The sequence below is a fragment of the Streptomyces tardus genome, from assembly GCF_018101125.2.
GTDB lineage: Bacteria > Actinomycetota > Actinomycetes > Streptomycetales > Streptomycetaceae > Streptomyces > Streptomyces tardus.
On the sequence record NZ_JAELVF020000001.1, the window covers coordinates 4,234,754 to 4,248,024 of the forward strand.

A 13,271-nucleotide genomic window follows, 5' to 3' on the forward strand; every position below is an offset into this window, starting at 1 on the left:
CGAACACCGGTCGGCGCGGGGGCGCGGGGCACGGGGGTCAAGGGTTCAGGGCAGGGCCAGCATCCGCTCCAGCGCGAGCTTGGCGAACTTCTCCGTCTCCCGGTCGACCTGGATGCGGTTGACGGTCGTACCGTCGGCCAGCGACTCCAACGCCCAGACCAGGTGCGGGAGATCGATGCGGTTCATCGTCGAGCAGAAGCACACGGTCCGGTCCAGGAACGCGATCTCCTTGCCTTCGGCGGCGTACCGGTTGGCGAGCCTGCGCACCAGGTTGAGCTCGGTGCCGATCGCCCACTTGGAGCCCGCGGGGGCGGCCTCCAGGGTGTTGATGATGTACTCCGTCGACCCGACGAAGTCGGCGGCGGCGACCACCTCGTTCTTGCACTCGGGGTGCACCAGCACGTTGACGCCGGGCATCCGCTCGCGCACGTCGCGCACCGAGTCCACCGAGAAGCGGCCGTGCACGGAGCAGTGGCCCCGCCACAGGATCATCCGGGCGTCGCGCAGCTCCTCGGGGGTGAGGCCGCCGTTGGGCTTGTGCGGGTTGTAGACGACGCAGTCCTCCAGCGACATCCCCATGTCGCGCACGGCGGTGTTGCGGCCCAGGTGCTGGTCGGGGAGGAAGAGCACCTTGCCGCGGTCGGGGTCGACCTGCTCGAAGGCCCAGCCGAGCGCGCGTGCCGCGTTGCTGGAGGTGCAGATGGTCCCGCCGTGGCGCCCGGTGAACGACTTGATGTCGGCCGAGGAGTTCATGTACGCGACCGGCACGGTCTGCTCGGACACCCCGGCCTCGGCCAGCACGTCCCAGCACTCGGCGACCTGCTCGGCGGTGGCCATGTCGGCCATCGAGCAGCCCGCGGCCAGGTCGGGCAGTACGACCTGCTGGTCGTCGGAGGTCAGGATGTCGGCGGACTCGGCCATGAAGTGCACGCCGCAGAAGACGATGTACTCCGCGTCGGGGCGGGCCGCCGCCTCGCGGGCGAGCTTGAAGGAGTCGCCCGTCACGTCGGCGAACTCGATGACCTCGTCCCGCTGGTAGTGGTGGCCGAGCACGAAGACCCGGTCACCGAGGCGCTCCTTGGCGGCGCGGGCACGGGCCACCAGATCGGGGTCCGAGGGGGAGGGGAGGTCGCCGGGGCACTCCACCCCGCGCTCGCTCCGCGGGTCGGCTTCCCGGCCGAGCAGCAGCAGGGCGAGGGGAGTGGGCTGGACGTCCAACGTCTGGGTGGGCGGGGTTGCGTTCGACGCAGCGGTCACAGCACGCACCCTTTCTGGTTGCTCGGCTCAACGCTTTTCGTCGATTTGACGTTATCTATGATAGCCGCTTTGTGTCAGCTTGACGATGGGCCTCGTGTCAATGTGACGCATCCCCGCTTCGTCGCCGGTGTCGGACACCGCCCCGGTGGCGCCGGTGGGGCCGCCGGGGCGGCGCCCCGGGCCCGGCCGCTCCGTGCCGCGCACCGTGCCGGACGGGGATGCGGTCGGCCGACCCGTGACCGGTGCCCGGGCGGTGTGCGAGCATGAGAGCGGAGCAGCGCCGGGTGAGCAGTACGAGACCAGTGCGAACGCGGTGGCGAGAAAAGCTCCTGGACCGGAATAGATCCGGGAACTCGTCTGTTGCAGCAGGCGGCAGAGCAGTCCGTACAACCCGGGAGAGAAGCAGATGTCCGTATCGGACGAGACCGCCACGACCACTGACGGCATCATCGTGTCCGACGCCGCCCAGGCGAAGGTCAAGGCCCTGCTGGAGCAGGAGGGCCGGGACGACCTGGCGCTGCGCGTCGCCGTTCAGCCGGGTGGCTGCTCGGGCCTGCGATACCAGCTGTTCTTCGACGAGCGTTCGCTCGACGGCGATGTCGTGAAGGACTTCGACGGTGTGAAGGTCGTCACCGACCGGATGAGCGCCCCGTACCTGGGCGGCGCCTCCATCGACTTCGTCGACACCATCGAGAAGCAGGGCTTCACCATCGACAACCCCAACGCGACCGGCTCCTGCGCCTGCGGCGACTCCTTCAGCTGAGCCGCGGGGCGCGCGTTCGCCGAGTCGCGGCGCCGAAGTCGTGGCGCACGGGCGGGCGTTGAGCCACACCGACGCACAAGAAGGGCGGGCTTCCCCGAATCGGGGAGGGCCCGCCCTTCCTGCCTGCCGCCCCCACAGCGGCTCGTCCACAGCGGCTCGTGCTGCTTGCCCGCGGCGCTCAGCGCCGGGGCAGCTCCTTGCCCTTCTCGTCCACCACGGCGCGGTCGCCGACCGGCGCGTCCAGCGTCACGGTCTCCTCCATCGCCTTGGCGACCTTGATGCAGACTCCTCCCGGATCGCGCGGCTTCTCCACCACGGTGATCCGCACCCGCTCGCCGCTCTCCTCGGCCTTGACGGTGTAGTCCGAGCAGGCGCCGCCCCAGAAGTGGACGGTCAGCTCACGGTCGCCCGATCGGTACGGTTCCACGCTCTCGCCCGGAGGGGAGGGGTCGGCAGGCTGCTCGGATCCGGGGCGCCCCGGTTGTGAGCCGCTGCCCGCGTTCCCCGAAGTCCCGTCCTTCCGGCTTTCCTTCGCCAGGAATTCGGGATCGATCGCCGGATGGCTGACCGACTTCCCCGCGCCCAGCTCGAAGCTCCAGGAGGGAACCAGCACCCTCTTGCCCTGTGCGGAGTGCGCCGCCAGCACGAACGAGGCGTCCAGGACCTTCGCCGGGCCGCCTTTCGGCCCCTCGCACGGCTCCTTGATGCACTGGATGTCGGGGTGGTGGACGGGGCGGTGCCTGTTCAGCTCCGCGAGAGTCCGGTCGGCGTCGAGCACCGGGTACTCGGAGCCCTTGGTCAGCGGCGCCAGCGCCCCGTGACCGCGTACGAGCTTGCCGTCCGAGCCGATCGTGAGCCGGGTGTCCCAGCCCTCGACCGCCAGCCCGCCCAGGGCGGGCCGCGCCTTGACCGTACGGAGCGCACCCTGGGTGGTGGAGCTGTCCAACTCGGCCTTCTCCAGGCCCAGTACGCGCAACACCGGCTCGGCGGACTTCCGCGCCTCCCGCTCGGAAACCGGCTCCTGGCCTGCGGGGCGCTCTGCGGCTGTGCCGTCGCCCGGGGTCGGTTCGGACCCTGCCGGGGTGTCCGGGCCCGCGGCTGTCGAGGGGCAGCGCGGCGGCTTGTCGGGCTGCGGCAGCTTTCCGCACCGCGGTTCGGCGCCGGGGGAGTAGCGGCTGAACGACCACTGGCCCTGGCGACCCTCGGACGTACCGCTGACCCGCAGTGCCGGCCCCGACCGGCCCTCGCCCACCACCCAGGTCTCGCCGCGCTTGTCCGGCTCGCCCTCCGCGCCGAGCTCACGGGCGAGGTCGATCACGGACTTCTCGTCGACCTTCGCCGTGCGGTAGACCGGGGCCCGGGCCGGTCCGCGGTCGCTGTCGCCGGTCAACTCGTAGGAGGGCGCAGCGCTCTTGCCGGGCTCGCCCGCACCGCCGTGGCCGTCCAGCTCCAGCGGCTCCGGGTCGTCCTCGCGCTGCGCCGACGGGGCGCCGGACGAGGAGTCCGAGCCGACCTGGGCCTGTGCGAAATAGGTGCCGCCCGCCGCCAGCACCACCGCGGCGGCGACGGAGACGGCTGCGAGCCTGCGGCGGCGCGGCTTGTCCGCGTGGTCCCGCTCGGCTTCGCCGTGGGTGTGGGATTCGGCGCTCACCACTGACTCCTTCGACTCCGGATGCCCTGACAGCGGTGGGACGAGCCGTGGTGACGAACGGTTCCCCCGGACTCCCGCGGAGCGGGGCCCGGGGGAACCGAGTCGGAGTGGAACGGGGTGGGCGAAGCCGACTGATCAGTCGCCGTAGTCGGACATTCCGTCGAGCATCCGGGCCGACCGCTCGGGAACGCGTACGCCGTGCAGCCGCGAGTGCGAGACACTCTCCCGGGCCGGGGTCACGCCGACCGGGGTCCAGCGGGCGGACATCCGGGCGCAGTCCTGGCGGAGGTCGTCCATCGAATCCGGCTCGGGAGCGTGGGTGTAGCGGTCGGCGGCAGAAGGCACTTGCTTCGTCATGAGAGTCACGCTACGCACACCGAGAGAGGCTGGTAAGCCCTACTTTCGGGTAGTTTCAGGGACTCGGGAAATATCCTCCGAACGGGTAGCGTGAAGCGTCCACACCGTCGCCCTCCTCGGGAGCAGCCCGCCGTGCGTATCGCCGTCTCCGGTTCCATCGCCACAGATCACCTGATGACGTTCCCCGGTCGCTTCGCCGACCAGCTCGTGGCCGACCAGCTCCACACCGTCTCGCTGTCCTTCCTGGTGGACTCGCTCGACGTCCGCCGCGGTGGCGTCGCCCCCAACATCTGCTTCGGCATGGGTCAGCTCGGCGCCAGCCCGGTGCTGGTCGGTGCCGCCGGCTCGGACTTCGCCGAGTACCGCGCCTGGCTCGACCGCCACGGCGTGGACACCCAGTCCGTACGGATCTCCGAGGTGCTGCACACGGCCCGCTTCATCTGCACGACGGACGCCGACCACAACCAGATCGGCTCCTTCTACACCGGTGCGATGAGCGAGGCACGCAACATCGAGTTCCAGTCCGTCGCCGAGCGCGTCGGCACCCTGGATCTGGTGCACATCGGCGCGGACGACCCCGAGGCGATGATGCGGCACAGCGAGGAGTGCCGGAAGCGGGGCATCCCCTTCGCCGCCGACTACTCCCAGCAGTTGGCCCGCATGGGCGGCGAGGAGATCCGCGCGCTCACCGAGGGCGCCGCGTACCTCTTCTCCAACGAGTACGAGTCCGCGCTGATCGAGAGCAAGACCGGCTGGACCGCCGCCGAGGTGCTCGAGCGCGTCGGTACGAAGGTCACCACCCTCGGTGCCAACGGCGTCCGCATCGAGCGCGCCGGAGAGCCGACCGTCGAGGTCGGCTGCCCGCAGGAGGAGGCCAAGGTCGACCCGACCGGCGTCGGCGACGCCTTCCGTGCGGGCTTCCTCTCCGGTCTCGCCTGGGGCGTCAGCCTGGAGCGGGCCGCACAGGTCGGCTGCATGGTGGCCACCCTCGTCATCGAGACCGTCGGCACCCAGGAGTACGAGCTGCACCGGGCGCACTTCCTGGAGCGCTTCACCGCCGCCTACGGCGACGAGGCAGCGGCCGAGGTGAAGAAGTACCTGGGCTGATCCCGGCAGCGGAAGTGGCGGGGCGGGGGTCGCGGCCCCCGCCCCGCACCCGTATTCGCACACCCGCCGCCTTTGCTGCCCCTCCGCGCGACCGCCTTCTCTTCCGGCCGCCCGGCGGCCCTCCCCGGCCGGCCGCCCGCCGCCCCCTGGACGCAGCGGTGCGTGTGGCTACTTCTCCCGGGCCACCCGGTGCGCCGTGCCCTCGGCTCCCAGATAGCGGTGGCCGCGCATCCGGCACCAGGCCGGGATGTCCAGCCGAGCCGCCTCGTCGTCGGCCAGCACCGTGACGATCCCGCCGACCGGAACCCGGTCGATGACCTTCGCCAGTTCGATCACCGGCATCGGGCAGCGCCGCCCCAACGCGTCCACCGTGAGCCCCACCGGGGCACCCGCGGTGCCGGCTCCCGCCGCTTCTCCGCCGCCGGTCGCCGCCGCGCTGCCCGAGGTCTCCGCACTGCCCGAGGTCTCCGCAACGTCCGCCGCCGTACCGCCCGAAGTCGCCGTACCGCCCGAAGCCGCCGTACCGCCCGAAGTCGCCGTTGCGCCACCGCCTGTCCCGGCGGGCGGGTCGAGCCGGGCGCGCACCGAACGCACTGCCTCCGGCAGCGCCGCGAGGAACGCGTCCACCTCTGCGCCGGTCGTGCCCGGCGGCAGCGAGACCCGTACGTTCCCCTCGGAGAGCACGCCCATCGCCCGCAGCACATGAGACGGCGTCAGCGTGCTGGAGCTGCACGAGGACCCGGAGGAGACGGAGAACCCCGCCTGGTCCAGCGCGTGCAGCAGCGACTCCCCGTCGGCGTAGAGGCAGGAGAAGGTGACCAGATGGGGGAGACGTTCTTGCGGATGCCCCACCACCTCGGTGTCCGGGACGAGTTGGGGCACCGCCGTTCTGATGCGGTCCACCAGCGTGCGCAGCCGTTCGCTCTCCACGGCGGCCTCCGCCCGTGCGGCGCGCAGCGAGGCCGCCGCCGCGACGATCGCCGGCAGGCCGGGCGCGCCGGGCATCCAGCCCCGCTCGCGTTCGTCCAGTGGGCCCGCCGGGGCGAAGCGCGTGCCCTTGCGCACCACGAGCAGGCCGACGCCGGCGGGCCCGCCCCATTTTTGCGCGCTGCCCGTCAGCAGGGACCAGCCCCCGGGCGGGTTCTGCCAGGCCAGTGTCTGCGCGGCGTCCACCAGCAGTGGCACTCGCGCATCCAGGCAGTACGCGGCGACCTCGGAAAGCGGCTGGACGGTCCCGACCTCGTGGTTGGCGGACTGGAGGCACAACAGCGCCGCCGCGCCCTTCTCCTCGGCCAGCGCGGCGCGCACCTCCTCCAGCAGCACGCGGCCCTCCCGGTCGACGCCGAGCCGGGAGACCCGGCCGCCGCCGGCCTCGTGGGCCTCGGCCGCGTGCAGCACCGCGGAGTGCTCCACCGCGGAGACCAGCAGCCGGTTGCCCACCCGCCGACGGCCTGTCAGCGCACCCGCCACCGCGGTGTGCAGCGCGCGGGTCCCGGACGGTGCGAAGACCAGCTCGTCGGGCCGGCAGCCGAGGGACTCGGCGGCGCTCTCCCGGGCGGCGTCCAGCAGCAGCCGGGCGCGGCGGCCCTCGCGGTGCAGCCGGGTCGGGTCGGCCCACCCCTCGTCCAGCGCGGCGAGCATCGCCTGCCGTGCGACGGGGTGCGGAGGGAGGGCGGAAGCGGCGTCGAAGTAGGGCACCGGACGACGCTAGCGCGCCCCTCGCGGAGGAGAGGAATCCGCGTCAGAAGACCCCCGCGAACAGGGCATTCCACTCCTTCGGAGGGACCGGCGGCGCGTTAGTGACCCTCCCCGCGCAGCGCCAAATTGCGTCCAGTAGGGTTTGGTCCGCATAAACATCCAAACCCTGCCCGCGCCAGGGCCGGCGCCCGGTCACCAAGGGCCGCGCCAGGCCGAGCGGGCGAGACTCTCGGGAAGGCGCTACGTGAGTCCCAACGGCTCCGACCGCTCGTCGCGGCGCCCGATGCGGCGGACCCTGCCGCAGGTGCTGGCTGCGGGCCTGGTCCTGGCGACAGCCACCGGTTGCACATCAGAAGACCTCCCTCGCCTCGGTATGCCGACCCCGGTCACCGAGGAGGCGCCACGGATTCTCTCCCTGTGGCAGGGCTCCTGGGTCGCCGCGATCATCGTCGGCGTACTGACCTGGGGCCTGACCCTGTGGAGTGTGTACTTCCACCGGCGTTCCAGGACCAAGGTCGAGGTTCCGCCGCAGACGCGGTACAACATGCCGATCGAGGCCCTGTACACGGTGGTTCCGCTCATCATCGTGTCGGTCTTCTTCTACTTCACCGCTCGCGACGAAGCGAAGCTCCTGGAGACCTCGGACAAGCCGGCCCACGTCGTCAACGTCGTGGGTTTCCAGTGGAGCTGGGCCTTCAACTACGTCGAGGACGTCGACGGGGACGCGAGTACGGGCAACGCCGCGGAGGAGAAAGAACTCGCCGCCATCCCGGACCGTATGAAGAAGGCCTTCCCCGAGGGCGCCGAGGGCGTCCACGAGGTCGGCAACCCCGGCGTGCGCAACCCGCAGAACAACAACCCGGGTCCGACGCTCTACCTGCCCAAGGGTGAGAAGGTCCAGTTCATCCTGACCTCTCGCGACGTCATCCACTCGTTCTGGGTGGTGCCGTTCCTGATGAAGCAGGACGTCATTCCGGGCCACACCAACCGCTTCGAGGTCACCGCCACCAAGGAGGGCACTTACATGGGCAAGTGCGCCGAACTGTGTGGTACGGACCACTCCCGGATGCTCTTCAACGTCAAGGTCGTCTCTCCGGAGAAGTACCAGGAGCACCTTGAGCAGCTGAAGGCGAAGGGCCAGGAAGGCTACCTCCCCGCGGGGATCCCGCAGGCAGACTCGGCTAGGAATGCGGAGACGAACAACCCGTGAGTATCGTCAACGAACCCCAGGGTGCCACCGCGGCACCCGAAGCGCCCGAGGGCGCGGTGCCGGTGCGGCGCAAGGAGCCCGGCAACATCGTGGTCAAGTGGCTCACGACCACTGACCACAAGACGATCGGCACGATGTATCTGATTACGTCGTTCGTCTTCTTCATCATCGGCGGCGTGATGGCGCTCGTGATGCGCGCCGAACTCGCCCGCCCCGGCTCGCAGATCGTCTCGAACGAGCAGTTCAACCAGCTCTTCACCATGCACGGCACGGTGATGCTGCTGATGTTCGCGACTCCGCTCTTCGCCGGCTTCGCCAACTGGATCATGCCGCTCCAGATCGGCGCCCCGGACGTGGCGTTCCCGCGGCTGAACATGTTCGCCTACTGGCTCTACTCCTTCGGTTCGCTGATCGCGGTGGGCGGGTTCCTCACCCCCAACGGCGCGGCGAACTTCGGCTGGTTCGCCTACTCGCCGCTCTCCGACGCGGTCCGCTCGCCGGGCGTCGGCGCCGACATGTGGATCATGGGCCTGGCGCTCTCCGGCTTCGGCACGATCCTCGGCGCGGTCAACTTCATCACCACGATCATCTGCATGCGCGCACCCGGCATGACGATGTTCCGGATGCCGATCTTCACCTGGAACGTGCTGCTCACCGGTGTGCTGGTGCTGCTGGCCTTCCCGGTGCTGGCCGCCGCCCTGTTCGCGCTGGAGGCCGACAGACAGTTCGGTGCGCACGTCTTCGACGCCGCCAACGGCGGTGCGTTGCTGTGGCAGCACCTGTTCTGGTTCTTCGGCCACCCCGAGGTGTACATCATCGCGCTGCCGTTCTTCGGCATCGTCTCGGAGATCGTCCCGGTCTTCTCCCGGAAGCCGATCTTCGGTTACATCAGCCTCATCGCCGCGACGATCGCGATCGCCGGTCTGTCGGTGACGGTCTGGGCGCACCACATGTACGTCACCGGCGGCGTGCTGCTGCCGTTCTTCTCCTTCATGACGTTCCTCATCGCCGTACCGACCGGCGTGAAGATCTTCAACTGGATCGGCACCATGTGGAAGGGGTCGCTGAGCTTCGAGACCCCGATGCTGTGGACCATCGGCTTCCTGGTGACCTTCACCTTCGGCGGTCTGACCGGTGTCATCCTGGCCTCGCCGCCGCTGGACTTCCACGTCTCCGACTCCTACTTCGTGGTGGCCCACTTCCACTACGTGGTCTTCGGAACCGTGGTGTTCGCGATGTTCGCCGGATTCCACTTCTGGTGGCCGAAGTTCACCGGCAAGATGCTCGACGAGCGCCTCGGCAAGATCACCTTCTGGACGCTGTTCATCGGCTTCCACGGCACGTTCCTGGTGCAGCACTGGCTGGGTGCGGAGGGCATGCCGCGTCGTTACTCGGACTACCTCGCCGCCGACGGCTTCACCGCGCTGAACACGATCTCCACGATCAGCTCGTTCCTGCTCGGCCTGTCGATGCTGCCGTTCTTCTACAACATCTGGAAGACGGCCAAGTACGGCAAGAAGGTCGATGTGGACGACCCGTGGGGCTACGGCCGCTCGCTGGAGTGGGCGACGTCCTGCCCGCCGCCGCGGCACAACTTCACCAGCCTGCCGCGGATCCGTTCGGAATCCCCGGCCTTCGACCTCCACCACCCGGAGATCGCTGCGCTGGACCAGATGGAGAACACCGGCCACCAGCTCGGCGAAGCCGTCGCTGTCGGCGCGGTCTCGACCGATGACGGCGAGAGCGGCAAGGAGGCCGGCAAGTGAAGATCCAGGGCAAGATGTTCCTGTGGCTGGCCCTGTTCATCCTCGCCATCGCAGTCCTGTACGGACTGTGGGCGAAGGAGCCGGTCGGCACCAGCGCACTCTTCATGGCCTTCGGCCTGTCGATCATGATCGGGTTCTACCTGGTCTTCACCGCAAAGCGGGTCGACACCGGCGCGGGCGACAACAAGGACGCCGAAGTGGCGGACGACGCGGGCGAGTTGGGCTTCTTCAGCCCGCACAGCTGGCAGCCGCTGGTGCTCGCCGGGGGCTGCGCGATGGCCTTCCTCGGCGTCGTCTTCGGCTGGTGGCTGCTGTTCATCTCGCTGCCGGTGCTGCTGGCCGGAATCTTCGGCTGGACGTTCGAGTACTACCACGGCGAGAACCAGAACCAGTGAGTCGCCCGCTCCGCGTGAGCACTCGCTGAGGGAAAGTCAAGAGTCACCCCCGGAGGGCCTTCCGGGGGTGACTCTTTTGTACGAACAGAACGCGCCCCCGCACGGCCGCGTTCATAGCTTTGCTGCATGAGGCACCGTACGCAGGGATCACCCCGAATCGCGCTGGGCTGTGCGCTGATGGCACCCGTGATGGTGCTCACCGCGTGCGGCGACTCCTCCCACCCACTGGCTTCCGAACCGTACGACGCGGCGAAGCGGGTGAGCCTGGGCGGCGCCGGCAAGGTCCACTCCGGCAGCACGCCCCTCGACCCGGCCGACCCGCTGGTCGTCACCGCCGACAGCGACGACGACCAGATCACCGATGTGGTCGTCGTCGACGATGCCGGACGCAGACTCGCCGGCGAACTCTCCGCGGACGGCAGCCGCTGGCGCAGCACCGGCGCCCTGGCCGCCGGCGCCAAGTACTCCGTGAAGGTCAGCACCGAGAAGAGCGGCCGACCGGGCCGCGCCTCGATGACCTTCGACACCAGGGCCCCCGGAGGCAAGGCCAGGAAGCTGGGGCTCAAGCTCGGTCCGGACGCGGGTACGTACGGGGTCGGCCAGCCGGTCACCGCCGAACTCAGCCGCGCCGTCTCCGAGCGCACCGAACGCCGAGTGGTGGAGAGCGCGTTGGAGGTCGACTCCAGCCCGAAGGTGGAGGGCTCCTGGCACTGGGTCGACGACAAGAAGCTGCACTACCGCCCGAAGGCCTACTGGCCCACCAACGCCCGTATATCCGTCCGCAGTACGCTCTCCGGCCTGCGCATCAGGAACGGCCTGTACGGCGGCGCGAACAAGGCGCTGAAGCTGCGCACCGGGGACCGGGTCGAGGCGGTCGCGGACGCCGCCAAGCTCCGTATGACGGTGAAGAAGAACGGCGAGGTGCTGCGGTCCATACCCATCACCACCGGCAAGGCCGGCTTCCGCACCCGCAACGGCACCAAGGTGGTGCTGGAGCGCGAGCCCTTCGTACGGATGCAGAGCACCAGCATCGGCATCGGCGAGGGCAGCGCCGACTTCTACGACCTGCCGGTGCACTGGGCGACCAGGATCACGTGGAGCGGCGAGTACGTGCACGGCGCGCCCTGGTCCTCCGGTTCGCACGGCGCGGCGAACGTCAGCCACGGCTGCACCGGCATGAGCACCGAGAACGCCAAGTGGTTCTACGACACCGTCCGGGCCGGCGACCTCGTCACCCACACCAACACCGAGGGCGAGGACATGACCGTCTTCGACAACGGTTTCGGTGAGTGGAACCTGAACTGGGAACAGTGGCAGAAGGGCAGCGCCCTGCACGACGGCCCGACGCCCGAGCAGGACCGCGGCGAGCGCGAGCGCGGCGGCGGGGAGGGCGAGGACCCCGAGGCCGGGACCAAGGACGCCAAGCACGCCGGGTCTACGGAGAAGAACGGCTCCGACCTCGGAGTGGAACGCGACCTCGGCACGGCTTCCGCCGACTCCGCCCGGCTGCGTCCCGGACTCTGACGGCACCTCGACCGGGCCGGGCACCGGCCCCGCGCACGACTGGGCGCGACCGTCCACGGGGACGGTCGCGCCCAGTTCTGTCGTGCCGCGCACCTGTCGAGTGCGGCCCTGTGCGGGGGCCGGTCCGCGGCACGGGCCCCGCGAGTGGTTCCCTCGCCGCCGGCCTGCCGGCGGCGGTGCCCAGGGGGCGCGAGGTGCGCGCAGGGCCTCAGGCGGCGCTGTTGACGTCCCCGCGCAGCAGACCGGCCAGGGCGTCGGCGAGGGCGACCGGGTCCAGCGGGTGGGCCACCACGGCCTCGGCGCGGCTCCAGGTCGCCAGCCAGGCGTCCTGCGGGCGGCCGATGAGCAGCAGTACGGGCGGGCAGTTGTAGATCTCGTCCTTGATCTGCCGACCCACGCCCATGCCGCCGGCGGGCGCCGCCTCGCCGTCCAGCACGCAGACGTCGATCCCGCCCTTCTCCAGCTCGCTCAGGACAGCCGGAAGTGTGGCGCACTCCACGTACTCCACGCTCGGGGCGTCCGCGGCCGGGCGCCGACCGACTGCCAGGCGCACCTGCTCGCGGGTGCTCGCATCGTCGCTGTAGACCAGCACCGTGGCCGTGGACTGCATCGTTCCTCCGCGTTGTCGTACCGGGTCGCCGCCTGGTCCGGCGGTGCGAGACGTCGTGAGTGTCAAGTACGCGGCGCGTGGCGGTCGGTGGGACGGGGCCGGCCCGCACCTGCTCGCAGGCCGTCCGGTCGGTCACCGCGCGCGCCACGATGCGCGTGCCCGGGATGCTACTCCCTCTGGCGCCCCGTCAACACCGTCCGGAACCACCTTCTGTGGCCGGTGCTCCCGGGCGTTTGCGCAGCCCACGGGGGATGGACACACCGAAGAGCACCCCCCGAAGTGAGGACGGAATAAGCGACCGACATAATGTCGGCGTGGCGACAGCAACTGCAGTAGAAACCGGGCACGCGCACCCATCGGTCAATCGGCCGAACCTCACCAGCGTCGGAACCATCATCTGGTTGAGTTCCGAGCTGATGTTCTTCGCGGCCCTCTTCGCGATGTACTTCACCCTGCGATCGGTGATGGGAGCCGAGTACTGGACGGAGAAGTCCGACCTGCTCAACCTCCCGTTCGCACTGACGAACACCACGATCCTGGTGCTCTCCTCACTCACCTGTCAGCTCGGCGTCTTCGCCGCCGAGCGCGGTGACGTGAAGAAGCTGCGCAGCTGGTTCGTGGTCACGTTCATCATGGGGTCCGTCTTCATCGGAGGTCAGATCTTCGAGTACGCGGAACTGGTCAAGCACGAGGGCCTCTCCCTCTCGTCGGACCCGTACGGCTCGGTCTTCTACATGACGACCGGCTTCCACGGGCTCCACGTGGCAGGCGGGCTGATCGCGTTCCTGTTCGTCCTCGGCAGGACGTACATGGCGCGGCGCTTCACCCACCACCAGGCCACCGCGGCCATCGTCGTGTCCTACTACTGGCACTTCGTCGATGTCGTGTGGATCGGCCTGTTTGCCACGATCTACCTGATCAAGTAATCAGGCG

The 13,271-nt window shown here is 69.8% G+C and carries 12 protein-coding genes; 7 read left to right on the forward strand and 5 right to left on the reverse strand.

What is annotated here, in order from left to right:
- Nucleotides 1-45 precede the first annotated feature (45 nt).
- Nucleotides 46-1,266, reverse strand: coding sequence for a quinolinate synthase NadA (nadA, locus tag JGS22_RS18135; protein WP_372454276.1), 1,221 nt, complete (start codon nucleotides 1,264-1,266; stop codon nucleotides 46-48).
- 397 nt (nucleotides 1,267-1,663) lie between these two features.
- On the opposite strand from nadA, the gene JGS22_RS18140 reads away from it, so the two are divergent.
- The gene (locus JGS22_RS18140) at nucleotides 1,664-2,020 is read left to right on the forward strand and encodes a HesB/IscA family protein (RefSeq protein ID WP_211039779.1); all 357 of its coding nucleotides are present in this window, start codon (nucleotides 1,664-1,666) and stop codon (nucleotides 2,018-2,020) included.
- Nucleotides 2,021-2,198: 178 nt separating this feature from the next.
- On the opposite strand, the gene JGS22_RS18145 is transcribed toward JGS22_RS18140, so the two are convergent.
- Together JGS22_RS18145 and JGS22_RS18150 are read right to left on the reverse strand one after the other, a co-directional pair.
- Nucleotides 2,199-3,671 (reverse strand): hypothetical protein, encoded by a 1,473-nt coding sequence (locus tag JGS22_RS18145; protein WP_211039778.1) that lies wholly within the window; start codon nucleotides 3,669-3,671, stop codon nucleotides 2,199-2,201.
- A gap of 135 nt (nucleotides 3,672-3,806) precedes the next feature.
- Nucleotides 3,807-4,028 (reverse strand): hypothetical protein, encoded by a 222-nt coding sequence (locus JGS22_RS18150; protein ID WP_211039791.1) that lies wholly within the window; start codon nucleotides 4,026-4,028, stop codon nucleotides 3,807-3,809.
- Between the two features lie 132 nt (nucleotides 4,029-4,160).
- On the opposite strand from JGS22_RS18150, the gene JGS22_RS18155 reads away from it, so the two are divergent.
- Nucleotides 4,161-5,135: a carbohydrate kinase family protein gene (locus JGS22_RS18155; RefSeq protein ID WP_211039777.1), complete on the forward strand. Its 975-nt coding sequence runs from the start codon at nucleotides 4,161-4,163 to the stop codon at nucleotides 5,133-5,135.
- 168 nt (nucleotides 5,136-5,303) lie between these two features.
- Here the strand turns inward: JGS22_RS18155 and JGS22_RS18160 are convergent, their stop codons facing one another.
- Nucleotides 5,304-6,833, reverse strand: a complete 1,530-nt coding sequence (locus JGS22_RS18160; protein WP_211039776.1) for a cysteine desulfurase/sulfurtransferase TusA family protein — start codon at nucleotides 6,831-6,833, stop codon at nucleotides 5,304-5,306.
- Nucleotides 6,834-7,077: 244 nt separating this feature from the next.
- Here JGS22_RS18160 and ctaC point away from each other — a divergent pair, with 244 nt between their 5' ends.
- The 4 genes from ctaC (at nucleotide 7,078) to JGS22_RS18180 (ending at nucleotide 11,728) form a co-directional block, all read left to right on the forward strand.
- Nucleotides 7,078-8,043 (forward strand): aa3-type cytochrome oxidase subunit II, encoded by a 966-nt coding sequence (gene ctaC, locus JGS22_RS18165; RefSeq protein WP_211039775.1) that lies wholly within the window; start codon nucleotides 7,078-7,080, stop codon nucleotides 8,041-8,043.
- Entirely contained in the window at nucleotides 8,040-9,809 is a 1,770-nt protein-coding gene (gene ctaD, locus JGS22_RS18170; protein WP_211039774.1) for an aa3-type cytochrome oxidase subunit I, read from the forward strand. Before ctaC ends, ctaD begins: the two co-directional genes overlap by 4 nt.
- Complete coding sequence (locus tag JGS22_RS18175) at nucleotides 9,806-10,204, forward strand: cytochrome c oxidase subunit 4 (protein ID WP_211039773.1); 399 nt, start codon at nucleotides 9,806-9,808, stop codon at nucleotides 10,202-10,204. Before ctaD ends, JGS22_RS18175 begins: the two co-directional genes overlap by 4 nt.
- 126 nt (nucleotides 10,205-10,330) lie before the next feature.
- Nucleotides 10,331-11,728: a L,D-transpeptidase gene (locus tag JGS22_RS18180; RefSeq protein ID WP_211039772.1), complete on the forward strand. Its 1,398-nt coding sequence runs from the start codon at nucleotides 10,331-10,333 to the stop codon at nucleotides 11,726-11,728.
- A 208-nt stretch (nucleotides 11,729-11,936) separates the two neighbouring features.
- Here JGS22_RS18180 and JGS22_RS18185 read toward each other — a convergent pair whose 3' ends face one another.
- Nucleotides 11,937-12,338: a hypothetical protein gene (locus tag JGS22_RS18185; protein WP_211039771.1), complete on the reverse strand. Its 402-nt coding sequence runs from the start codon at nucleotides 12,336-12,338 to the stop codon at nucleotides 11,937-11,939.
- 314 nt (nucleotides 12,339-12,652) lie between these two features.
- On the opposite strand from JGS22_RS18185, the gene ctaE reads away from it, so the two are divergent.
- Nucleotides 12,653-13,264: an aa3-type cytochrome oxidase subunit III gene (ctaE, locus tag JGS22_RS18190; protein ID WP_308405735.1), complete on the forward strand. Its 612-nt coding sequence runs from the start codon at nucleotides 12,653-12,655 to the stop codon at nucleotides 13,262-13,264.
- Nucleotides 13,265-13,271 lie beyond the last annotated feature (7 nt).

What these genes read in the sequence shown, in the direction of transcription:
- JGS22_RS18140 (WP_211039779.1), top strand. Translation starts at nt 1,664, where the DNA reads ATGTCCGTATCGGACGAGACCGCCACGACCACTGACGGCATCATCGTG.
- JGS22_RS18150 (WP_211039791.1), bottom strand. Translation starts at nt 4,028, where the DNA reads ATGACGAAGCAAGTGCCTTCTGCCGCCGACCGCTACACCCACGCTCCC.
- JGS22_RS18180 (WP_211039772.1), top strand. Translation starts at nt 10,331, where the DNA reads ATGAGGCACCGTACGCAGGGATCACCCCGAATCGCGCTGGGCTGTGCG.
- JGS22_RS18185 (WP_211039771.1), bottom strand. Translation starts at nt 12,338, where the DNA reads ATGCAGTCCACGGCCACGGTGCTGGTCTACAGCGACGATGCGAGCACC.